Origin of the sequence: Streptomyces sp. NPDC021225 (assembly GCF_044332865.1) — a bacterium.
Taxonomy (GTDB): Bacteria; Actinomycetota; Actinomycetes; order Streptomycetales; family Streptomycetaceae; genus Streptomyces.
Window position 1 is genome coordinate 450,694 of sequence record NZ_JBIRPV010000004.1, and the last position, 26,233, is coordinate 476,926.

General features: G+C 73.6%; 2 protein-coding genes. Both read left to right on the plus strand.

All coding sequences use genetic code 11. From position 1 onward, the window contains the following. Positions 1-4: 4 nt before the first annotated feature. Positions 5-391 carry a hypothetical protein gene (locus ACH4S9_RS20495; RefSeq protein ID WP_311725528.1) on the plus strand — a complete coding sequence of 129 codons (387 nt, stop codon included), beginning with the start codon at positions 5-7 and terminating at the stop codon, positions 389-391. Further along, positions 388-26,202 carry a lonely Cys domain-containing protein gene (locus ACH4S9_RS20500; protein ID WP_398373476.1) on the plus strand — a complete coding sequence of 8,605 codons (25,815 nt, stop codon included), beginning with the start codon at positions 388-390 and terminating at the stop codon, positions 26,200-26,202. Before ACH4S9_RS20495 ends, ACH4S9_RS20500 begins: the two co-directional genes overlap by 4 nt. Positions 26,203-26,233 lie beyond the last annotated feature (31 nt).

The following is a 26,233-nucleotide window of genomic DNA, read 5'->3' on the forward strand; positions in this document are numbered from 1 at the left end:
CACGGTGAGTTACGGTTACGGCGGCGAGCGGTACGAGGCCGACCCGGCCCGGCTGATCGCCATGATGGATGAGATCCGAGCCATCGCCAAGCAGGCGAGGGAGCTCCCGAGCGGATTCACCTCGGCCCTGCAACCCACGCGGCGGTGGTACGGGATCGACGACGAAGTCGCCGAGGGGTACGGCCCCCAGTACGAGAAGACCGTCGAGGGCGTCAGCGACACCTTCTTCGCCATCTCCGACGCCGTCATCGGCGTGGTCGAGGGCCGCCTCCAGGAACTCCAGGAGGTCCGGGGGGCGGAGTCCTTCGCCTTGGACAGCGTGGACGAACTGCGGCAGGCCGTGAACTCCGTGGGCGGGGACGGCACCCAAGGCGGCGGCGGAAAACATTGAGCGGTGCCGACCGGGGAGGCTCCGTCCCCGAGGACTCCATCGAATTTCCCGATGACGTCCGCAAGATGCTGTTCGCCCTGGGCCTCGAGCCGCCGCAGGCGTCCTCGGACATGGCCTATGGCAGCAGCATGCCGTTCGACGAGTACGCGCAGGCGCTGCTTGACCTGCGCGATCGCATCATGGACTCGGTCAACCGGGTCGACGGCGCGCTGCCGACGCAGGTGGCCGACGTCTACAAGCAGGCGATGGCGATGCTCACCGGCGCCGGTGGCCAGGACGCCATGGGGGAGTTCGCCGACAACCTGAGGGAGATCAGCAAGGGGCAGGTCGGGCACTCCAGAAACATCATGGAGAGCAAGTGGGAGGTCATTGCCGAGATCATCCAACTGATCATCGAGCTGGCCTTCATCGCCGCCATGGCGTTCTTCACCGGCGGGCTGTCCTTCGGCGACGCCGTCCTGGCGAGGACCAGAAGCCGTCTGGCGGTGCTGATCATCCTGGACCGGCTGCTGCGGATGACCCATCTGGCGCCCACGTTCAGCGAGGCACTTCAGGAGGCTTTCACGACCTTCGCGGTACGGATGGCGATGCTGGGCCTGAACAAGGGAGATCGCCGCCCCGACGGGATCGACTGGGGCAACATCGGCAAGTCCGCCGCCTTCGGTGCCCTGGCCGGGTTCTTCATCAGCGGCCTCTCTTCGGTACTCGGGCCCCTCTTCAAGAACATCTTCAACAACTTCGGCGACAACAAGTGGGGGAACTTCGGCGCGGAGCTCTTCAACAGCTTCGGAAGCGAGGGCGTCGGAGAGGCGTTCGCCGAGTTCCTGATCAACGGCCTCTTCGAAGGCAACTGGAAGTTCGACCCCATGACCATCGTGAGCGGTGGTCTCGGCGGCGCCTCCGAGCACATCATCGGCAGCGGACTCGGCTACCTCGGCAAGGGCCTGAACACCAAGTTCATCGGCGGCAATCTCTTCAGCATCATGCTGTTCAACGACCGACCGGGGCCCAACTCCGTCCTGGGCGGGGGCGGTGGTGGCACCGGCTCCGGCGGGCCGGCCACCGTCGACACGGTCACCAACGACACCCCGACCTCCCACACCCCGACGCCGCCCCCGATCACGACGCCACCCCCCACACCCGTGCACACGACGGTCACCCCTCCGATCGTCCACAACAACGACGTCGACATCCCGGCGGGCGACGTCCCGGATCTCTACCCGGACTTCGACCCGGAGAACGCCCCGTACTCCGACAGCGACACGGACTCGATTCTGAGTTCGACCTCGAACTCGACCTCGAACTCGGACGCGTACTCGGACATCACCGACTGGGACGCATACGAGGGCACCGACCCAGGCACCGCCCCGGGCGCCGTGCCGCTGACCATTCCCAAGGCCGGGGCCCCCGACCCGCTGCCGCTGTCGTCGAACACCCCGCGGCGGGACACCACAGCCGACAGCAACCCGCTCCCGGATCCCGCGTCGGCCGGCCCCACCGCGCTCGTGCCCCCGGGCACACCGTCCGCCACGCCCACCCCGACCCCCTCGACGACGCCGTACGCCTCGCCACGCGGCCGCGACACGGACCTGTACGGAGACGGGTTCGACGCGACCCCCGACGACACGCCGGACACGACCCCCGCCCCGGACACCATCACCCAGGACAGCGACGACAACCCGGCGGCTGCGGACCCGGTCCGGGATCCGGTACGCCCCGAGCAGTGGCGCGGGCGGCAGCAGGGGTCCCCGACCGAGATACACACCGAGATCCGGCCCGCCGCCGACGACCAGACGCAGGACCAGGACCAGGACCAGGACCAGAGCCAGGAACAGGGTCACGGCGGCCCGGTGACCCAGCCCGCCCAGGACCCGACGGTCGTCCGCACCACGGTCCAGCGCGTCCAGGCCGACGACGGCCGCTGGGTGCGCAACCTGACCCTGGACCTCCCGGTGCGGTTCGGCGACGGGTTCTCCGCCGACCGGCTCCAGGAGTTCCAGGAGCGGATGCGCGGACTGCTGGACACCCAGGTCAACCACGGCCTGCCACTGCCGCGCTCCGGCGACCAGCTGTACATCGACCTGAACCTCGTCCACGACCCCGGCAACGCCGAGGCCATCGAGCTGACCGAGACGGCCAACCCCGCCCCGTCCGATCAGCGCCACGTCCGGATGTCCCCGGATGACCCGTCACTCGGCGGACCCGAGCGCGCCCGGCGCCAGCTCCGCAACGACGGGACCGCGCTGCGCCAGGTACTGCGCTACGCCGGCCTCGACGTGGATCCGGACGCGCTGCCAGGCCCCGCCGTACGCCCTGACCACCTCCAGACCGTCGAGGACCTGACCGACACCGGCCCGGCCGTGGCCGACCAGGCGCCGCCGCCCACCCCCTCCGTGGCCGACCACACCCAGCCCACCCCGCCCGTGGCCATCGCCACGACGTCCACGACACCCACCAGCACCCTCACCGAGGCCGACGGCCCCGCCGCCCTCACCGAGACCGTCGACACCGACCCGGCCCCCGTGCCCGAGCCGACGGTCCTGGCCACGGCCTCCTCGTCGCCGGTCGACCCCGCTCCGCGCAAGCCGGTGATGGTGGAGCCCGTCGTCGACCCGGTGCGCCCCGAGCAGTGGCGCCCCCGGCGGGAGGGGGCGCCCTCGGCGCCCCTGTGGACCGAGCGCTACGACCCGGCCGCCGACCCGCTGGCTGAGGGTCCGGGCCGCGGGCCGCAGACGCTGGGCGGGCGCGACACCGTCATCCGTGCGTGGATCCGGCGGGTCCAGGCCGACGACGGCCGCTGGGTGCGCAACCTGACGCTGAATCTGCCGGTGCGGTTCGGCGAAGGGTTCCCCGCCGACCGGCTCCCCGGCTTCGAGGGCCGGATGCGCGAACTGCTGGACACCCACATCAACCACGGGCTGACGCTGCCGCGCTCGGGCGACCAGCTCCACATCGACGTGAACTTCGTCCACGCGCCCGACCACCCGGAGGCCATCGAGCTCAGCTCGACCGCCGACCCCACCGAGTTCGACCAGTTCTCTTTCCGGCTGTACTCCGACGACCCGTCTCTCGGGCCGGAGGAGAACGCGGTGCGCCGCCGCAAGAACGACGCCCGGTCGCTGCATGAGCTGATGCACTTCGCCGGTCTGGGGGACCGGTCGCTCGACCCCTCCTCGCTCTTCCGCCGCATCGAGAACGGCTCGGTCGACAGCGTCGGGATCATGGCCGATCCGAACACGCTGCCCGACCGCGCCGTGCCGGCGCACTACCTGCGGACCATCGAGGACGCCGCCGACTCCGGTCCCGCCGTGCCCGACCACCCGGTCTCGGCCCGGCCCCTGCCGACCACCACCTCCGGCGACCCGGCCGATCTGCTGCCGCCCGCCCAGCTGCGACCGGCGCATCCGCCGTCCCAGGCGAACGTCGGGGTCACCGCGGCGCCCAAGGACGTCGAGGACATCAAGGAGCTGTGGGACCGGGCGGTCGAGCGCCAGGGCCCCGGTGGCGGGCCACTCACCATCACGGTGGACGGCGCCAGCGTGACCGCGCCGCAGCTGATGACCGCGGTCCTGGAGCGGCTCGGCGCCACGGACCGGGCGGGCGATTTCACCGTGCCCAAGCCCAAGGCCAAGCTCACGGCGGGGGCCACCCACAAGGTGCTGCTCTCCTTCAACGCCGACGGCCACCGCGGAACCGTCAGCCGGGAGATCCGCATCGAGTCGGCGCAGTCGGCCACCGCCCCCGCGTCCGGGCCGGCCGGCCCGCCGCGTCCCCCGTACGACCCGGCGACCACGCCGGAGGCCAACGCGCGGGCGCTCACGGTGGGCCGCGACGTGGCCGCGCTCATCAACGGGCTGTTCCCGGGCGACGGGCGGACGCGGGACGTCCAGGGGCCCGTCGTGCTCACCGGCGGCGCCCAGGCCAATCTGCGCTTCGGCAGTCCGCGCCCCCTCGCGGGCCTGGACTTCCGGCTCGCCACCCCGGATGTGCGGCTCCACGAGGACCTGCTCAACCGGGCCCTGGCCGAGCACTTCCCGAGCCCGCCCGGCGCCCCGCTGGGCGTCCTGCGGCAGGACGGGCGCGACCCCCGCGCGCTCAGCGGACGGATCAACGGCGTCGACATCACCATCGGCCCGAGCACCGACCCGTACCGCGACACGGACGAGGCCGACGGCATCGCCGTCCCGTCCCTCGTCGACTCCCTGGTCGACACGGCGTACGCGCTGGCCGCGCGGCCGGACCGGCACAAGCGCGGCTCGGACCTGTTCGACCTGCTGTGGGCGCTGGGCGGGCACCCGGGCCTGGACGCGGCGCTCGCCGACGAGCTGGTGCGGCGGCGGGGCTCGGAGTACGCCGCCCAGCGGCCGGCCCAGGCGAAGGCGGATGTGACGAGCCAGTTCATCGACGTGCTGAACGGGCTGATGGGGACCAGGGCCGCGCGCGAGGCCCTGGAGGCCCAGTGGCGTGAGTTCGGCGCCACCCCGGAGGACGTCCAACGGCTGCGCACCACCCTCACCGACCTCGCCGACAGCTTCCGGGCCGGGTCCGGCCCGCACCGCGCCCTGGTCCTGACGGCGGGCAACTTCACCGGCGACATGTTCGGCCTGGCCACCGCCCTCTCGCTCAACCCGAAGCTGCACGTCGGCGTGGTGACCGGACCGCGCACCCGCGACCAGGTCGGGCCGTTCCTCCGGAAGACCCTCACCGCCCCGGTGCACGCCCGCCACGCCCGGGCGATGGCCGAACTCGAGGCGAACACCGGGCTGTCGCCGAGCGAGCGCGCACAGGAGCGGGACCGGCTCACCGCCCGGCGCGACGCCGAGCTGCGCGCACAGGAGGACCGGCTCCACACCCTCCACACCGACGACCCGCACCAGCTGTACACACAGACCGCCAACGGCTACGAGGCCCTGCCCTACGACGCGATGAGCCCGCCCGTGCCGGCGGGGCTGCGCAGCACCCGGTTCCAGAAGCCGACGAAGTACGCCACGAGCGAGGTGGCGCAGGTATGGGACGGCCAGGGGCGCTCGCGGGCGAAGATCCGTGGCGCCTGGGGCCTGGACAACCACCACACCGAGCGGGTGCGGCGCTTCCTCGCGGCCCGCGGAGTGCCGGAGGGCGGCCCGCATGTGGTGCTGTGGTCGCGGCTGGGCAGCCGTCAGGAGGGCGACGCGCACCCCCAGCACGACAGCGGCACGACCGGGCTGCGGCAGATCATCGACCATCTGCCACCGGGCACGAATGTGATCATCGCGGGCGACAGCGCGCAGAGCGGCGCGCTGAAGCGGCTCGCCGACGGCTATGACAACGTCCACGACCTCACGGAGTTCTGGAAGACGGACGACTGGCGGCAGGCGTTCCCCGACGAGACGCGCGAGGTCCAGTTCCAGGTCTTCGACCACCTCTCCCAGGCCTCCGGCGGCAACCTGAAGCACCTTGGTTTCCGCAGCGGCAACCTGGAGGGCTACGCCCTGATCGGACATCAGGTGCGCTACCTGGAGGAGTCCGGGAACCACCAGGCCAAGCGGATGAAGGCCTGGCACGACCCGAAGATCGGCTATCAGCGGATCACCGTCAACAAGGTGCCGACCCTCGCCGGGCAGTGGGTGGTCAAGAACGCCGAGGTGACCGGCAACGAGGCGCCCGTCCCGTGGTGGTCCGACCTCGACAGCGCGAACACGGGGTCCCGCGCGCGGCTGAAGACCGAGTCGCTCGCCGCCTTCGGCATCAAGAACACCCCGGCCCAGCGCGGCTTCGACCCGCTGGACCTGGAGGCCATCGGCTCGTATCTCGGCTTCTCCGCCCAGGGCTCGCAGGGCGCGCTCGACGCGCGCCCCCTGCCGCCGCCCCCCGGCACCTCGGCCCCGTCCCCGGCCGCCGACCCGACGGGGCAGCGGCCGCGGGCGCGGCGGCCCGCCCCGTCCCCGGCCTCCCCGGACCGCGTGGCGGACCTTGCCGCCCGGCTGCCGGGCATGCCGGCGGCGGAGCGCGCGAAGGAGCTGGCGCTGCTGTCGTCGGCCGACCGCGAGAAACTGGCGTCGGACCCGGCGCTGATCGACGCGCTGGAGGCCGGGCTGCCCGCGCCGGAGTTCGCCGCGACGGCCGCGCGGCTGCTGATCCAGGTGCCGGAGGGGGTGAACCAGCCCGACGCGGCACGGCGCGAGGTGCTCGGCCGGCTCACGCCGATGCTGAGCAACCGCAAGGTGGCGGCCACCCTGCTGAGGGCCCGTGCGCGGGTCGTGGTGGTGCCCAAGGACGAGGCGATGACCTCGCTCGCCCCGTTCCGCCATCTGCGGGGCAAGCCGGTCGGCCCGGACGGGCGGGTCTGGGACACCGTGCGCGGCAAGGGCGGCCGCACGACAGCGGTGACTGAGGAGAACCTTCTCGGCAAAGAGAGCACCATCGGCGACGAGCACATCTACGCCAAGGGGTACTCCACCACCACGCACGAGTTCGCGCACGCCATCCATCAGCACGGGCTCTCCGACAAGGACCGCAAGCGCATCCGGGACGCCTTCTACGCCAAGCGCAACCGGGAGCGGCGGTCGCAGCTGCCGGGCTCCAAGGTCCCCCCGCCGCAGTGGCCGGACGGAGTGGCCAGGGACCTGGCGGGGCAGCCGGTGCTGAACTACTCCGCCCGGGACGAGTACGAGTTCTTCGCCCAGCTGACCAACGCCTACCTCGGGACCAACGAGGGCACCGACCCGTACACCGGGCAGCGCCGCAACAACGGGGCCCAGTGGGTGCGGGAGTACGAGCGGGGACGGCCCAAGCGGGAGCGGCTGTTGCCCCTGCTGGAGCGGCTGTACGGCACGAGCCGTCCCGAGGCCGAGAACAACCTGTACGAGGGGTTCCGCGGGCTGTGGGACCAGGCCGAGAACACCCACCGGCCCCAGCCGCACGTCCCCGCGCCCGCGCCCGACCCCGCGCCCACCGCTCCGGCCACCGTGGACACCCTCGGGACCGACGGGCGGACGCCCCCTCCGCCGCAGACCACCACCCAGGACCAGCAGGAGCGGAACGGAGACCAGGACGGAGACGGTACCGAGACCCCCGAGACCGGTACGGACACGCCGGAGACGACAACTCCCAAGGACCCGCTCAGCATCGAGCACCACCTCGACCGCCGCCGCCCGCCCCGCCTCGACCGCGGGCTGCCGCCCGCCCCGCTGGAGCGCGAAGGCGCCCGGTTCACCGACGGCAGCCGGATGCCCGCCCCCCTCGACGGCATCCGGCAGCTGATGGCCGACCTGCCCGAGGAGGTGCTGGCGCGGTCGGCCGCCTTCGGCACCAAGGACTTCACCCTGCGCGGCACCGATCAGGCGCTGAAGGAGCTCGATCGCGAGCTGCGGGCCAGGCCGGGCGCCCGGCCCGGCAAGCCCCGCTCCGGCGCCCCGCGCGACACCGGCCTGCTCGCCGAGGTGGCGACGGCGCTCCGCGAGGACCTGAGCGGACTCAGCGGCGACGGGCGCGAGTTCACCTACACCGACGAGAAGGGCCGGGTCCGGGTGCTGCATCTCGCGGTGCGCCACTACGGCGGCTGGGAGCGTTTCGCCGACACCTCCGACGGACCGCGGAAGATCGAGTCGACGGCGCGGACCCAGCGCACCACGGGACGCACCCCCACCCAGAGCACCAGCTACGCCCTCAACCCGTTCGTCCCGCTGTGGCCGCTGACCAAGCCGCTGGACGTCTTCGGCCGGGTCGGCCTGCGCTTCGCCCGCACCCACGCCGTCGGTTACACCCTCACCTCCCAGGCCACCAGCCAGTCCAAGACGAGCAGCACCGACACCTCGCACCGCTACCTCGACGACGCCTACTACGAGTTCACCGTCACCGATGAGCAGGGCCGGCCCGTGACGGAGGACGGCGGCCGGACCCCGGCGACGTTCGGCTTCGGGATGCGCGGCGGGCTGTCCCTGCGGCTCTCGGACAGCGCGGTGACCGAGTCCAAGCCGGGCCGCATCCCGCGCCTGATCGGCTACCAGGGCCGGCCGCACCACCGGCTCGTCACCACCGAGGACTTCGGCCCCCTCATCCATGTCAGGGACTGGGCCGCCGGGCAGATCGGGGCCCGCCCCGGCTCCTCGGCCCACCGCGAGCTGGACGCGTTCATCTCGTCCCGCAACTTCCAGCGGATGTCCCGGGTCCTCGGCACCGGCCGGATGACCACCGCCCCGCTGTTCGCCGACGACAAGCTCCGCACGCCACTCGGCGTCTTCACGGTGCAGGTCCTGCCACGCCGCGCCATCCTCGTCGACGAGACGACCGCCTCCGCCCTCAAGGACGTCACCGCGCTCACGCTCACCAACGAGCGCAACCTCTCCATCGCCACCGGCCAGGAGATCAACGGCTCGGTGGGACCGGCCTTCAACTGGCTCGGTCTCAACGGGGACCAGCTGAATCTGCGCTTCCTGCTCGGCTTCGCCGCCCGGTACGGCCACCGGTCCACCCGCGCCATGAACACCGGCGGGTCCGGCGCGGTCAAGACCGAGGGCGAGGCCAAGAACACCCCCGTCGGCCTCTATCTCGTCGAGAAGGCCGTCGTGGTGCGGCGCGCCGGCCGCGACCGCACCGGGGACACCACCCCGGGGCCCGAGCACACGGCCCGGGTGTTCGTCACCTGGAGCCTGGACCGGATGCCCCGCTCCGAGGCGCGCCGGCTGGCGGGCTGGGACGACGGGACACGGCTGCGCATGCGCAGCGGCGCGCCCGAGCCGTACGCCCCCGCGTATCTGACCACCGACCGGCCGCCCACGCTGGGGGTGGCCAGAGTCGAGGAGTTCACGGCCGACGACGCCACCGCCGACGACGCCACCGACACCACCTGGCTCGACAGTTTCGCGGACGCCATCCTGCGGGAGGCCGCCCGCGCCTACCCGGACCTGGTCGCGCCGCTCGACGAGCTCGACCCGGACAACCCCCGCTGGCGCGACGCCGACCACTTCCAGACGGCGCTCGCCAACACCCTGGAGATCCTCACCACCCTCTCGTACCACACCATGGCCGGCAGCCTGGAGACGCTGACCACCAGCGGCGTCCGGATCCCGCTGCGCGAGTCGCTGCGCTTCAAGCGCGGCTATCGCTATCTGTGGCTGGACGGCGAGCTGACCGGCCGCCGCTACGAGGGCACCCAGACCGGGCTGAAGATCAAGCACTCCGCGCCCGGAGGCGAGAAGCTCGACAGCGACCACGGGGTGGTCCACGACCTGGAAGCAGGCATCGAGGGCAACGGGACCCTGCGTACCACGGCCGCCACCGCGCTCGGCCTCGCCAAGCACTCCGGCAGCCTGTTCCTCGGGCTGAGCGGGGGCCGCGGCCGCGGCCAGAACAGTGTGTTCGGGCCCAGCACCGCCGTCGAGCGGGCGGTGGCGAGCACCCGACCGCCGCATCTGTACAGCTACCGACTCGGCGTCACCGTCAGCCGTGGCGGCTACTGGCGGCTGCCCGGCCTGCTGCGCGGCTTCGCCTCCGCCGGGCTGCTGGGCACCCAGCCCTTCGTCTTCCGCGAGAAGCCGTCCGATGTGATCGGCACCGCCACCGACGGCACCCCCGTGGGCGGCGGCCCGCTCACCGGGCGGGTGCTGCTCAGCATCCTCGACGAGCACACCTCCGCCACCGACCCGCACGCGGCGGGCACGGCCAACCCCTATCGCGACTTCGAGGACGGCATCGACAGCACCCCGCTGGACGACGCACAGGCCCTGGCGCTCGCGAAGGCCGACCACACCGCGCTCGACGGCGCGGCCCGCCGCGCCCAGCAGCCGTTCGCGGGCCACGCCCAGCTCACCATCGCGGTCCTCGGCCAGCCCGCCCTCATCCGGGCCGTGGAGGAGTCGCTGCGGGGCGCCTCGGGCGGGTCGTGGCATCTGACCCAGCAGGGCGCGCCCGCCCATGACGCGGCGGTGCGCCCGTTCCAGGCCCCGTATCTGACGGCCAACGCCGACCAAAGCCTCAGCCCGTCGGGCTGGCGGATCACCGGGCTGTGGGCCAGGGGCCCGTATCTCAACCGCGGCGGCGTCCTCGCCCACCGGATGACCGTGGCGGGGCTGACGCTGCTGTCCGAACCGGCCCCGATGGCCGCCGCCCTGAAGATCACCGGCGGCACGCAGTCGGGCGGCAAGAACACCGTCACCTACAGCTTCCTCTTCGGCGGGCGGCTCTCCGCCTTCCAGCCGCACGGCGGCGAGCGCGGCGCGGCCGGGTTCTACTCGCTGAACATCAGCCCCTGGTCGTACGGCCGGACCAAGGGCGACACCATCAGCCGGTCCGTCACCAACGAGGTCTCCCGGCAGGACAACACCCACCAGGTGCTGGTGTCCGGCAACGCCGAGCACGAGATCGCGGTGGCCTCCAGCGCGCTCGGCACCACGACCGGCGCGGGCAGCCGGCTGGTGCCGCGCGGCCTCGCCGCCGCCTCGGGACGGCTGCTGGCCGTCCCCGGCGGCTGGATCGGGCTGCTCCCCGAGTACAGCGCCGTGGAACTCCGGCTGATCGACGACGGCTGGGGCGCGGTGCCGCACTACGACGCGCAGACCTGGTCGCCGCAGGCGTGGCTGGCGGGCAACGCGCTGAGCGGCTATCCGCTGGGCGAACTCAACGCGGCCGCGGTGCTGGACGCCTTCGACCGCGCGCTGCGCGGTCTGTCGCTCGACGAGACCGGCCGCAACGCCCTGCTGCGCCTCGCCTCCGGCCGGCTGCTGCGGGCGCTGCGCGGCGACATGGAGGGCACCGGCTCCACGGTGCCCGCCAGGACCGGGCGCTGGGGTTGGGACGGGCTGCGCATCGGCGGCCGCCAGGTGCGGCTGCGGGTGCAGCTGATCGCCGGCGCGCCGCAGTTCCGCCGGCTCGGACACGGCATCGACTGGGAGGACAACCTCGCGGCCACCGAGTCCACCGGCTCCAGCCTGAGCCGCACCCGCGGGCCGGACTTCGGTCTTTCGGTCGGCGAGAACGCGTACACCCACAACCCCGACGCCCCCACGGCGGGCCCCGGCTACAGCGAGACCGGCTCCGGCCGCAAGACCCTCACCGCCAGCCACTCCTCCAGCCCGATGACGACCTGGACGGTGGCCACCAGCGAGCCCTACGCCGAGTACGACACCCCCTACCGGCTGCGGATCGTCCTGGAGGTCGAGGACGCCCCCGACCCCGCCCCGCCGGCGGCCGCCGACAGCCGTGTCAGACACCTGACCCACCGGGCGCGGCAGGCGTCCCGCTATGTCCGGGGCAAGCGCCGCGTCGTGGAGGAGGGGGACGTCGGCACGCTGCGCAAGCAGACTCCGCTCAGCCTGATGAGCCCGGACCCGGCCGGCCCGCGGACGGCCCCGGCCGCCGTCGACCCCCTCGGGCCGCCCACCCTTCCCGCCCCCTCCGACCCGCGGCCGGCGGCGCCCCCGTCGCTGCGCGGGGACGGCGACTGGCGGCGCGTCACCTTCCTCGACGGCACGCAGGGCGTGTTCGAGATGCCCGCCCAGGGGTTCCAGGTCCGCGGGGTCATCGGCTTCGAGCAGGTCCGGGCGGGGAGCTATCTCGCCCTCGCCAAGGCGTACGACATCGGCTTCAAGACGGACGGCGACGACGTCCTCGTACGGGCCAAGGACACCGGCCTGACCGGCCTCGGTACCGGCTCGGCCCACACCCTGGACGAGGGCACCGGCAACATCGTGCTCGCCGCCCACTACCCGCTCACCCTCGAGCCGGTCGGCTACCAGGTGCCGGGGCTCACCGAGGACAGCCTGGTCGGCGGGGCGGACGGTCAGCTCGCGCTCTACTCCAAGCCGCACTTCGGCGGCGCACAACTGCTGACGGTGGCCCCCGGCACCAACCTCCAGATCGCCCGGCGCCACGTCACCGCCGACGGGGTGGCCGCCTCGGGGTCGGAGGGCCAGACCTCGGCCGTCGACGCCGCCGTCTCCGCCTCGATGGGAGGCGCCGGCTCGACCAGGCCGGGCGCCGCGGCCACCGGCCCGAACACATCGCAGGGCGAAGGCGCGGGATACAACCGCGACTTCATGGCGGAGATCTCCGTCAACGACGGCGAGGACCGGGCCTTCCTCTTCGCCGTCCCCACCACCTGGCTCAGCAGCGCCACCGTCCACCGGCACATCAGGGACAGCGCCATCGGCCGGATGGTGGCCTCCCCGTTCCACAAGCTCATGCCGGGCCACTTCGGCTCCGCCGGACGGCAGGCGTTCGAGACGGACGCCGCCGTCATCGCCTGGGTACGGGAGGACGTGGCCCGCCAACTCGGCCTGATCGACGACACCAACTTCCCCGCGGAGGCCGGGAAGGCGTGGGACGCCGTCCAGGAGGCGGCCAAGGCCTGGACCGAGGCCGACGAGAAGTACTGGGAGACCCGCCGCCAACAGGGCTCCGGACCACGTGACACCCTGGCCAGGGCGGAGCGCGAACTGCGGGACCTCCAGCGGCAGCTGACCGAGGCGCGGGACGCGGAGGTGGCGGCGCGGCGGCCGCTGGTGGACGCCAGGGCCGCCGCCGTGGAGGCGGACCGCGCCGCCGGTGAGCTGGTGGCGGACGCGCGACTGCGCGTCGAGCGGGAGCGCGGCGCGGCCGCGGACGCCGCACCCGAACACGACGGCTGGGCCGAGCTCCAGCGCGAGGCGCTGACGGACGCCCTCCGCGACCTCGCCACCGCCGAGACCAGGGCGGCCGAGCTGCGGGCCGCGGCCACCGAGCGGGTGGCCGAGGCCGAGCGGACCACGGCCGCCGAGCGCGGGCGGACCGCGCGGGAGCTCCAGGCCGCGACGGCCGCGGAGCGCAGGGCCACCGACACCCGGGACGCGGCCCGGCAGGCCCTGCAGACCTGGCAGGGCACCCTCGACACACTCCAGGCGACCGCCGAGGCGCTGGCCACCGAATACCACCGGGTGCGCACCGCCGCCGACCGGCTGACCCGCTGGCACCGGCTCAACGCCACCGAGGAGGGTCGCACCCGGCTCGACGGGCTGCCCAAGCCGCCCGAGGTGACGTTCACGGACCCGTCCAAGACCGCCGCCGCGGACACCGAGGACACCACGGACACCGACACCCAGGACGCGCCGCGCTACACCCAGGAGGACGGCGACGAGGACCCGGCGGCGCTCATCGCCCCGGACGGCGAGCGGTTCGCCCTCCTCGATGTGCCCAGGGACGGCGACGCCTTCTTCCACGCGCTCGCCGAGGGCCTGCACCGGCTGGACCCCGGCCTGCTCGCCGACGCGGGCCTGGACCTGTCCAGCCGGGCGGCGCTGGTACGCGGCCTGCGGGAGCTGCTGGCCGCCCGGCTGGCCGACCCCGCCAACGCGGATCTGCTCGACGTCCTCGCGCCGGACACCACGGACACCTTCACCGACGACGAGATCGGCGGCGCCTGGATCGAGCTGGGCGAGGACACCGCCGAGCGGCGGGAGTTCGAGGCGATCGGCGTGCTGCCCGACTCGCTGCCCGTACGCACCCGCTCCCGCCTCGCCCTGGCCGTCACCCAGCTGCTGCGGCCCGGCGGCACGGCGGAGCGGGGCGGCTGGGACCACGCCGCCGCCGACCTGCTGCCGCTGCTCGCGGCGCGCACCTTCGGCGTCCCCGTGCGCGTGGTGACGCCGGACGGAAGCTTCCTCCAGTTCTCCCCGGACGGCTTCTCCGCCGACGGGTCCGGCGCCGACGCGGACCCCGTGCAGCTGTGGCTGGGTGGCGAGGGCGACGACCGCCACTACCAGCTGATGCTGCCCGAGGAGTCCGTCGACTCGAACCCGCCACCCGGTCTGCCCGCCCCCGCACCGGCCACCACCACCGCCCCCGCCCCCGTGGCAGCCACGGGGACCCAGCGCCCGGCGCACACCACACCGCCCTGGACGGCTCCTCAGGACGGCCAGGATGGCCAGGACGGGTCCCGGTTCGACGCGGCGAAGGACCACCGCACCCTCACCGGCCCCGACGGGCGGGTGTACGACCTGGTGGAGGCCGAGGGAGACGGCAACCGCTTCTACGCCGCGGTGGCGGCGGCCCGGCCCCCGGCCACCGCCCGGACCACCCCGCGGGGCGGGAACACGGGACCGGGCGTACCGGGGGCGACCCCGCTGGCCGACCTGTCCGCCACCCAGGTGGCGCGCCGCATCGCCACCCGCGTGGCCGCGCAGCCCCTGCCGGACGGCGCCCGGCTCGACCCGTCGGCGACGTTCCGCTGGGAGGACGTGGCGGGGCTCACGCTGGGCCTCGACGCCACCCGGCGCGACGCCCTGCGCGGCGAGATGCGCCGCACCGGCGGCCGGATCCCCCAGGCGACCCGGAACGCCGACCGCAACGGGGAAGCGCTGCTGCGCGTCCAGTTGCACGCGGCCCGCCGCTGGGACGCCACCACCGCCGCGCTGGCCGCCGAACTGACCGCGCGGGCGCAGGGGATCACCCTCACCCTGGTGTCCGAGGACGGCACCCACCGCACCTTCGGCGACCCCGCGGCCACTCCCGAGAACACCGTCACCCTCTATCAGCGGGGCGACGAATTCCTCCTGGCCCGCCCCCGCCCGCGCCCCGCAGAGGACGAGACCGGCGACGTCGAGGACCACGTCAGTGACGCCGAGGACGAAGCGCCGGACACCGAAGACCAGGCCGGGAACACCGAGGACCGGACGCGGGACACCCAGGACATCCCCCTGCCGCCCCCGCCCGGAAGCGGCCCGGGCCACCGTCCCCTCATCCCCGCGAGCTACGCGGACCTCCAATGGCTGCGCTACCAGCACGAGTCCGAGGCGTACGAGCGCAGGCTCGGCGACTACCTCTCGGAGCATCCGCAGGTCGTCGAGCAGATCTCCCGGTTCGCCCGCCTCGTATGGGAGAAGACGCCCCCGGCGCTGCGGGGTCTGCTCGGGACCTACGAGCAGGAGGTGCCCGGCGCGGTCGGCGTCGAGCCCAAGACCCTGGAAGAGGTCGTCCACGACGGCAACTTCCGCGAGCAGTCGACCCTCGTGTGGAACGCGCTGCGCCGGGGCCTCTTCCATATGCTGCTGGGCACACCGACCGACCAGCCGCCCATGATCAACGACGAGCGTCGCTGGCGCGGCACCCCGTCCGACGGCCCGTTCGACCGGCGTGCCCCGGAGTACATCGTGCCGCCGCTCAGCGCCCGCGAGCGGGCGTTCACCTCGGACGGCGCCACCTGGAAGCCGGGCGAGGAGCTGTCGGGCATCAACCACGAACCCCCGGCGCGGCTGGCCGAGGACCCCCGCCCGCTGACCCTGGAGGACTCCCCGCACGCGCGCGCCCAGCGCACCGGCGGCCTGATCAAGACCGGCAGCTCGGGCACCGTCTACAGCCTGCTCGACGCCGCCGAGGACGCCAACGAGAAATGGGACGCGGGCCTGGACCTGCGCTGGTTGCGGCTGGCGTACGTCGGCTCGATGCTCGCCGACCGCCACCACACGTTCCATGAACTCCTCAGGGCGACCGAGCTGTGGGCCCATGAGGAGGACCATCCGGACCGCAGCGAGCTGGGCTTCGACTACGAGGACACCTGGCGCCGCTACCACCGTCTGTCCCCGCTGTCGGAGGAGGAGCTGCGGGAACACGTCGCGATCGGCGGGCGGTTCCCCGATGAGCGGATCCGGGAGTACTACGCGGACACCACCTCGGGGGCCCCGCCGGGCGCGGCGGCCCCGCGGCTGTCCCGGCTGCTGCCCCGGGATTCGTGGTGGCGACTGTTCATCGACCCCAATGTGCACGCCGAAGCATTCCGGGCGACCCCCGAGGACGTGGGCGGCCACCTCGACACCCGGACGTACCCCGGCTATCGGCTGGGCATGACCGAGGCGTACCAGCAGGTCCTGGACGTCGGCGGCACCGGACGCGACTGGTCGCGCATCGACGCCGACGCGTACGAGGAGCTGCACAACATCGCCACCCGCCATCTCAGGCCGGGCGAGGGGCAGAACGTGGCGACCACGTGGTCGGGCCACGAGGGCGGCCGGATGAAGACCACGATGCGTGGCACCGGCGCCGACCATGTCGCGGCGGACATCAAGGACGACGTGCTGCTCGGCCGCAGGCTGGTGTTCTCCCTGAACGAGCCGCGTGAGCCGGGCATGGCCAAGCCCTGGGTGGTCTTCCACCACGGGCAGCGCGGCGGACAGATCTCCATCGACTACGCCCCGGGCGAGGCCCGTCAGGTGGTGCAGGCCGCGCTGGACCGCTACTACGGCGAGGTGGCGGTCGCGGTCACGCCCGACGAGAAGCTGCGGGCCGTCGCCCGGGTGACCCGGGCCCTCCAGATCCTCCAGCCGTTCACGGACGCCAACAGCCGGGTCAACGTCCATCTGCTGATGCAGAAGTTCCTGCTGGAACAGGGGTTCCGCCCGGCGGTGCTGATGGATTCGCGCTCGCTGTTCCTCGGCGGGTTCACCGTGGACGAGATCGTGGCGGGCCTCAAGGAGGGCATGGCGCGGTTCGCCCGGCATGCCGCCCAGGCGCGCTGGGACGGGTTCAACGGACCCCAGGGGCCGCCCGCCGAGCTGGTGGTCCGGCTGGCCACCACCCTGGGGCTCGCCGACGCCGACCCGGAGGCGCGGCGCCGCGAGGTGACCGCCACGGTGCGCACGGCCCGGGCGCTGTTCGGCGACGCGTTGTTCGGCCCCGATTCCCGCTCGGAGGCGACGGACCTGGCGCGGCTGGCGGCGGTCCGCTCGCTGAGCGGGCCGGCCATGGCGCGGTTCCCCTCCGGTACCGCCGCCGAGGCGATCACCGCGTACACCCGGGAGGTGTTCGGGCTCGGCTCGGTGGACGAGGTGAGCGAGGCCCACATCGGCGCGCTGACCGACGCCGCCACCGAGGCGGCCGACCAGGGCCGGCCCCTGGACCTGGACGTCCTGCGCTCGCTCGCCGAGCCACCGGCCACCGACGCGACGGCGGAGGACGCGGCGTCCGACCGCTCTCGGCCGGCGTCGCCGGCCCCGGAGGGCGCCGTGGAGCCCGCCTGGGACACCCTCGTCCACCTGGCCCCGGACGACGGCCGGAAGACGCTGGAGTTCCGGGTCTCGGAGCTGACAGAGGGCGCTCCGGTGCGCGAGGCCGACGAGCTGGGGGAGGCGCTGCTGCCCTCGGTGGCGGGCGAGCCGCTGGGCGGGGTCCGGCTGGTGCTACGGGCCGACGCCGGGGCGTTCGGGAGCGATCCGACGGAGACGGTCGCGGAGCTGGCGGACAGCCTCGCCGCCCCGGTCGACCTGCTGCTGGCCGCCACCGATGGCACCGTACGGCTGCTGCGGTTCGACGAAGGCGGCCGTCACACGGACCTCGGCCCGGTGCTGAGCGCCGCGGACCTGTCGGTGCTGCGGTCCGAGGCGGTCGCGGAGGTACGGACCCTGCGGCGGCTGGCGCGCGACGCACCCGTCAGCCTGGACGACGAGACCGTGATGCGGGCGCATCAGGAGCTGTCGCCCGATCAGTGGCGGCGGACACTGCGCCAGCGCGGCCAGGCCATCGCCCAGACCCTGGAGACCGGCGACATCGTCAGGGCCCGCGGTGGCGCGCCCCGCGGCGACGGCTCGCGTGGCGAGAGCTCGCGTGGCGAGAGCTCGCGTACCGCCCGCAACCGCCCGCCCATGCTGGACGTACTCGCCGAGGACGAGGAGCCGGACGAGGACGAGGCACCCACCCCCGGCCCCAGCGCGCCCCGGGGCCCGGGCGGACCGCCGCCCGGCCCGGGGCGGGCCGCCGACGAGGCGCGGCACGCCGCGTTCAGGGACTCGCTCAAGGCCCGGCCGCTGGTGACGACCGACTACGAGGTCATCGACCCCAGCGGGAACGGCGTCCTCTTCAGCCAGCCGTCCGGCGAGTCCCTGGGCGTCTGCTACCCCCTGGGCGGCGGGCCGGACCCGGATGTCGCCGCGCTGTATCTGCCGACCCAGGGGTACTACCCCTTCCGCGCCGACGCCCGCCCCCCGCTGCGTATCTCGGCGGACCGGACGCTGGCGCTGCGCAGCGACGACGACGGCGCGCAGGGCAACCCCCAGCAGGTCTACGCGACCCGCAAGGCCATCGAGCGCTCGAACGCGCAACTGGCCCTCTACGACCGCGGCGTCCGGCTGAAGGCGAGCGAGGACATGGCCGTCGTCCTCCCGTCGGAGGACGGCACTCCGGGCGAGCCGCTGTACAAGGTGGAGCCGGAGTTCCTGACCCGCAGCGGCCGTTCGGAGGAGGAGATCTGCCGCGACTTCGCGCAGATGCTCGCCGGCGGGACGGCCGTCTCCCACATGGTGTTCGAAGACCCCGACGGCGACGGGGTGACCACCGTGCCGGTCAACGCCCTGGACGGGTGGGAGATGACCGGCACCCACCATCTGGCCCAGGCGCTCTCCGGAGTGGCCGACGGCGCGGCCGACGTGGAGCAGGTGAATCCGCGGTGGGCCGCGGACCGGGCGCGCGAGGACGACCGCCCCATGGGCGGCATGGGCGGCCCGCTGCCGGGCGAGTCGTACGGCAGCGCCCAGAGCTACGAGAAAGAGGACGACCCCCGGCGCGAACGGCTGGACGAGGCGCTCCGGCGGATCGGCGCCAACAGGAACGCCTGGGCGCCGGTCGGTTCCGGCTATGTGATCCAGTCGATCGGGGCCGCGGACGAGCAGGGCCGTCCGGCGCTGGACCGCAACTACGCCAAGCCCCCGGGCGCGGAGGGTGTCACCTTCGGCTACCACTTCGCGCAGGTGGTGATGGCCAGCGAGGACGGCGCGTACCAGGTCACCCTGGAGAACCACGCGCGCAAGGGATATATGAGGTCCCTGCTGTCCGGGATGGTCGAGGAGAACCGGGCCCGTACCACCCCGGAGGGGCTGCGGCGGCTGGAGGCCGGACTCCGGCGCAGGGTCGACGAGGCACAGACGGACGGCACCGGCGAGCGGGAACTCGCCAACCTGCGCGCCTATCTCCAGCTGACGGAGGCGCTGCTCGCCATCGGCCAGGCGGAGGCCGACGCCCGTACGCACCCCGAGGGCAGCCCCGAACACGCCGCGGCGCTGGACCGGATGGGCCGGGCGCACACCCGCGCCCAGACCGCCATCCGGCGCGCCGCACCGCTGATCCGCAACGAGGACCAGTGGTACTTCCGCGTCTTCAGCAAGCGCCAGGGCGAGACCATTCACGAGGTCAACGCCGATCTGCTGTCGGACGGCCCCTCGGCGGAGGCCAACCCGCTCACGGCGGTGGTGGTCCACGGCCACCGGATCACCCCCAAGACGGTCGCCTTCGCCGAGGGCGAGCACGAGGTGACCGCGGAACAGAAGAAGACCGTGATCCATGGGCTGGCGGCGACCGTGGCGCGGGTGGGGCTGTGGAACCTCGCCCATGGCCTTCCGCTGCCCGACATCACCGTCACCGGGCGCGCCAACAACCGCCGTTTCTCGCTGGGGAGCGGGGCGAAGAACACCGGTCAGATCCGGGCCGAGAACATCGCCAAGGCGGTGCGCGAAAGCCTGGCCGAACACCTGGAGCGGCTGCAGAGCGGGCTGGAGGCGCCCCTGCTCACCGCGGACCGGTTCCGTATCACCGAGGTGCCCGAGACGGCCCGCGGTGGCGGCGACCCCGCCAAGGGCCGCGAGGCGACCATCACGGTCGACGACCACCGGGGCTCGGCGTCCCCCGCGACACGGCCGGGCCGGCCGCGCCGGCAGTCGACGGCCGGGGACTACACCAACGCCCCGGACCGCGACGCCCCCCGTTCCCACCAGGCCCCCGCCCCGGCGTCGTCGGCGGCGCCGACGACGGCCGCGCTCCGCGATGCGCTGCCGCCGGTCCTGCCGCCCCGGTCCCATGTCTCCTTCGCCGACCGCTCCTCCGCGCTCGACACACAGCAGGGCGCCCTCGTCGATGAACTGGGCCGCCAACTGGCCGAGGTCGCCCTGCGGGACGCCCGGGCCGGTCTCGCCCCGCCGAAGGTGAAGGTCACCGGACACCGCGACGGCACCGGATCCGTACGGCCGGACGTCGGCCAGGGCAGCGGCACCCTGGACCAGGAGCGCGCGGATACGGTGGCTGATGCGCTCTTCGACAGCGCGCACACTTACCTGCGGCGGGCCCAGCGCAACGAGCCGTCGACCGCCGGGCGGATCGACGCCCGCGACATCCCCATCGAGGCCGTCGGCCAGGGGCGGACGCACGGCACGGACCGGCGGCCGCGCGCCCGGACGACGGTGGAGATCGTCCGCTCACGCTACTCGGGGGCGGTCGAGCGGCTGGACACCCTGCGGCGCACGGACCCCGACCCCGCGCTGCGCGAGGGCCCGTTCGACCCCGACCCGCTCGTCCGCCGGATCCTGCACCTGGCCCCGGACGCGCCGGTCAGCGGCGAGCAGCGGCGCGAGCTGTACCGGCTGGTGGACGAGGCCATCGCGGCCGACCGGGCGGGCAGCCTGGCCGAACTCGGCGTCCAACACCTGGTGAAGCGGGGCGTGTTCGCCAAGGCCACCACCATCACCTCGACCGGCGGCAGGACCATGGGCCGCAACCTGACGGGACGCCCGATCGGCGCCTTCGACCGGCGGTCGTACTTCATCCAGAACCCCGACGGCTCCCTCAGCCGGCCCATCACGGGGGAGTGGTGGCGCAGGCCCGGGGCCAGAACCCCCTATGTCGTGGTGGCCGAGGGCGGCCACGACCACATCATGGTCTCGCTGCCGGGCTCCGCTCCCGTGCGGGTGACGCTGGAGGAGTTCGCCGCACTGCTGGTCAGGGACCCGGAGCTGCTCGGCCTCGACCCCGACGTTCCGGTGCTGCTGGCCGTGCCGGGCGCGGGCGACCGGGGCCTCCTGCTGCCCCGTACCGGGGCCTTCCGGACCAACAGGACGGTCTGGGCGCACAGCGGCGAGGTGACCGTACGCTCCGGCCGGATCGTGGTGATCGACCGCGGGAAGGGCGGACCGCCCGTCGGCGGGTGGATCGGCAGCGAGCCTGACGATCTGGACGAGGAGGACATCGCCGCGGCGGAGGGCTTCGTCCGTACGACCGACGGACACCTCATCCCGGACAGCGCCGTCAAGCACACGACCATGGTGGCCGACGGGCGCCCCTACGGCCGCGCGAGCTTCAACGACGCGGACACGCGGATACGGGAGGGCACCTTCGAGATCCTCCCCGACACCGATGAGTACATCGTCCTCGACCCTGTCACCGGGCAGCCGGTGGGTCCGCCGGAGAAGGTGCCGTGGGCCGGCCGGAACGCGCACTTCGTGAGCACGCACGCGATGCCCAACCGGTTCAAACTCACGGACGACAGTGACCGGTCCTGGAGCGTGGACGGGGACGAGATGGGGGGCTTCCTGGAGCGGCGTCCGAGCATCCGGCGGCTGCGCCCCGAGGACGTGGTCGTCACCATGAGCTGCTGGATCGACGCGCGCGCCGACGGCTACCCCGAGGTCGGCAACCTCAGCCGCGACACCGCCGCCGCCGACCCGCTGGAGACCGTCTCGGCCATGCAGCGGGTGGCCAACAGGACCCGGCGCACCCACTTCAGCGCCGATCGGACCTCCGGATTCCGCGCCTCCCAGGGGCGGCACTCGATCGTCACCGACCCGCAGCTCCGGCCGCGCCGCTGGCTCGAGACCCGGCCCGAGCCTTACGGCGCCGAGCTGGACGAGCTCGCCCGGATCGCGGGCCTGCACAGGGGGGAGGGGCGCGCCCCGGCCGAGGTCAGGAAGGTGACCCTGCGGCTGGTCCGGGCGCTGCGCATCACCTTCGGCGTCACGGTGGAGAACGACAAGGACGGCCCGGCGGGCGAGTACCGGCGGCTGCTGCGCGGCATCGGCGCGGTGGAGCGGATGCGCCGGCGCGGTGCCGACGGGCGGTTCCGGATGGAGCTGCTGAGGCGCGCCGCCCTGGGCCATGCCGGGGTGCTGCCCCGTGCCGGCGGCCGGCCGGCCGAGCCGACGCCGGAGCAGGTCAAGGCGCTGCTTCTCGCCGCGCCGTCCGCGCCGCGCGGCACGGAGCTGAGCGAGTTCGTGTCCATGCCGTCGGTGGAAGGGGGCGTGGACCTGCTGCGGAGGGTGGTCGGCGGAGACCGGCTGAGCCTGAACGAGCGCGCGGCGGAGGTCCTCCACCTGAACTCCCCGGACCAGGTGACCGACGCGGACCGGGAACGGCTGCTGTGGGCGGTGATCGAGGCCCATGAAGTGCTCTCCGACACCCCCGATGTGGCGGCGCTGGCGGCCAAGGTCCTGCACCTCGGCGACGGGGCGGGGCCGCTCGACAGGGCGCGCCACGCGGAACTGGTGTGGCTGATCGCGGCGGCGTCGGCCGCGGGCCGTGATGTCCACAACCCCACCGCCCTCGCCGCCCACCACCTCCAGCTGAACGGAGCGCTCTCCGACGACACGCTGATCCGCACCCCCGGTAGCGAGGCGAGGGGCCGCGACTGGACCGGTCAGCGCTCCACCAAGCCGCTCGAGGTGGCGTACTACCTGGAGTCCCCGGACGGCACACTCGAAGGGGCCTTCGAGGCCCGCACCCCGCGGTACACGCCGTGGAACGTCGACGGCACCTCCGATGTGCCCAGGGCGCGGCTCCCGTTCTTCGTCCTGGCCGACGGCGGCGACGGCCACATCGACATGCCCTGGCCGGACGGCTCACGCCGCCGGGTGCCGCACGACGAGATCGCCGAACTGCTCGTCCACGACCCGTGGCTGACCGTCAGGCCCCCGGACGCCGAGATCGCGGTGATCAAGTCCCACGCCGGCAGCGGGAGCCGCAGCCTGCCGAAGTCCCTCAACAGCCGGGCGGCGACCGCGCGCACCACCGTCTCGTCCCGTGGCCCGGTCACCGTGCACGACGATCCCCTGACCGGTACCCGCGTCATGGTGGTGACGGCGGCCCCCGGGCAGAAGCACCACTGGCAGCGCGGCCGTCCCGCAGCCCCGGCGCCTGGTGCCGCGCGCACCGCGACGACCTCCGAAACGGACACGTTCAACGCGGACGACCCGTCCAGGGACCGCCGCGGGGAGCCGGTGTCACGCGGCGGCGCCGGGCCGCGCGGCGGCCTGCCCCTGGCGGAGGGTTCACGCCCCGCGCGGAGTCGGCCGCCCGTGCTGGACGCGCGCATCATCGCCGCGGCCGAACCGGGGCCGCAGCGCGCCCTGCGGCGGGTGAGGGGGCGCATCGGTGGCGAGACCCGGCCCGCCGCGCCCCAGGAGCCGCGCCGGCCCGGGCCGCTGGTGACGCGCGACTACGAGGTCATCGACACCAGCGGCGACGGTGGCGGTGTGCTGTTCCGGCAGCCGGACAACCCCGTCCTGAGCGTCGCCCATCCCCTCGGACGGTCGGCGTCCCGGAGGGCCGCGCTCTACCTGCCCAGCCAGGGCTACACCGAGACCCCGACGGACGAACGTCCCACCCTGCGTTTCTCGGGGGACCGGACACTCGCCGTCCAGAGCGGTGAGAACGGGGAACTGGGCTTCAACCAGCAGGTCTACGCCACCAGGAAGGCCATCGAGCGGGCGAACGCGCACATGGCGGAGGCGGGAAACCACGTCCGGCTGACGGCGCACGAGGACGTGGCCATCGTCCTGCCCACCGCGGACGGCAGCCGCGGTGAGCCCCTGTTCAAGGTGGAGCCGGAGTTCCTGACCCGCAGCGGCCGTTCGGAAGACGAGATCTGCCGCGACTTCGCGAGGATGCTGGCCGGCGGGGTGCCCGTGTCCCACATGGTGTTCACCGACCCCGACGGCGGCGCTCCGGTCACCGTGCCCGTCAACGCCTCCGACGGCTGGGAGGTCACCGGCACCCACCATCTGGCGCGCGCACTGGCCGAGGTGGCCGATGGCCTGGAGGACCTGGAGCGGGTGGATCCGCGCTGGGCGGCGGCGCGGACGCGGGAGGACGACCGCCCCATGGGCGGCGTGGACGGACCGCTGCCCGGCGAGGCGTACGGGAGCGCGCAGAGCCTCGAGGAGGGGGACAACCCGCGCCGAGAGCGGCTGGACACGGCGGTGAAACGGATCGGCGCCAACAGGGGCGCCTGGGCCCCGATCGGCTCCGGGTATGTGATCCAGTCGATCGGCGCGGTCGACGATCAGGGCCGTCCCGTACTGAACCGCAACTACGCCAAGCCCCAGGCCGGGGAGGGCGTCCCGTTCGGATACCACTTCGCGCAGGTGGTGCTGGCCAGCGAGGACGGCGCCGACCAGATCACCCTGGAGAACCACTCACGCAAGCTCTATATGAAGTCCCTGTTGTCCTGGATGGTCGAGGAGAACCAGGACCGCTCCACCCCCGAGGACTGGTGGCGTCTTGAGACCGGACTCCGCCAGAGGATCGAGGAGGCCGAGCGGGACGGGACGAGTGCCCGGGAACTGGACCGGCTGCGCGGCTATCTGAAGGTCACTGAGGCGCTGCTCGCCGTCGACCGGGCGACGGCTGACCGGGACGAGCACGTCCGGGGCACCCCGGAACACGCCGCGGCACAGGGCGAGCTGGACCGGGCCCTGGGCCGGGCCCAGGCCGCGATCAAGCGCGCCGCCGCGCTCGTCCGGAGCGAGGACATGTGGTACTTCCGCATGTTCAGCGGGCGTCAGGGCGAGAGCATGCACGAGGTCAACGCCGATCTGCTGTCCGACGGCCCCTCCGCCGAGGTCAACCCCCTCACGGCGGTGGTGGTCCACGGCCACCGGATCACCCCGAAGACCCTCACCGTCGAAAGCCCGCGACAGGTGACGGCCGACCAGAACCGCTTCGTCATCAACGACCTGGCCGCCACCCTGGCCCGGGTGGGGATGTGGAACCACGCCCACGGACTTCCGCTCCCCGACATCACCATCACCGCGCGGGACAACGTCCGCGACTCCAGGGCGGGGCGGGCGAAGGACAGCGGCCCGTGGCGGGCCGAGGCGGTGGCCACGGCGCTGCGGGAGAGGCTGGCCGAGCATCTGGCCCGGCTCCAGAGCGGGCAGGGGAGACCACGCGTCACGGCGGATCGGTTCCCCATCACGCCGGTGTCCAGAACCGCGCGCCCCGGTGGCGACATCAGCCGGACCCATCAGGTGGCCGTCACCGTCGACGATCACCGGGGTTCGGCGCCGATGACGCTGCCCGTCGGACTGCGTGGCGGGACGAGGGACGCCGACGTGGAGCCGGTGGCACAGGGCTGGCCGGTCGGTCATGAGCTGACCGTCGGGGGACCGCGGTACGGCGGCGGTGTGCGCGAGGTGCCGCCGCCGGCCGCGCCGGAGGGGAAGGGCAAGTCGGCGGAGCAGTGGCGGAAGTTCGGGCGCCCCTCTCCGAACCAGTCCACGCCATGGGGCTACGAGGTCAGCGACGCGGGGAGGATCCGGCTTCCCGACGGCGAGGTGCTGCCGTCGGAGGGGTGGCAGCGGTTCGGCGACGACTTCGTCCATCCGGCGGCGGGGGTGCTGCTGCGGGGAGACAGCGGCTGGATCGGCCGGGTGACCAATATCGACACGCTGTGGGACGCGCTGGAGCTGCTGGATCCCGGGACGGCGCCCTACCGGGTGGTGGTGGACGCGTCGGGGATCCATCTGACACCGGTCGCTCCGGCCAACGAGGGTGCCAAGGCGATGCAGTTGCCGTGGGAGTCCCCCGCCGAGGACGCCGTCGCCGACGAGGTGTCCGAGAAGGCGCTCCCGCCGCTGGACAAGAGCCGCACCGTGCCGGTGAAACTGCTGGAGGAGATGGGGGTGAAGCTCTCGACCTCCCAGTACGCCCAGGCGGCGCTCCTCGTCGACATGCTGCCGCTCGTGGACGTCGAGCTCACCCCGGCCCAGCAACTGCTGCTGCTGACAGCGGACCCGTCCTACGCGGCCGACGGTCCGGGAGGGGACAGGGCCTGATACGCCGGTGGCCCCGGCGGAAACCGCCGGG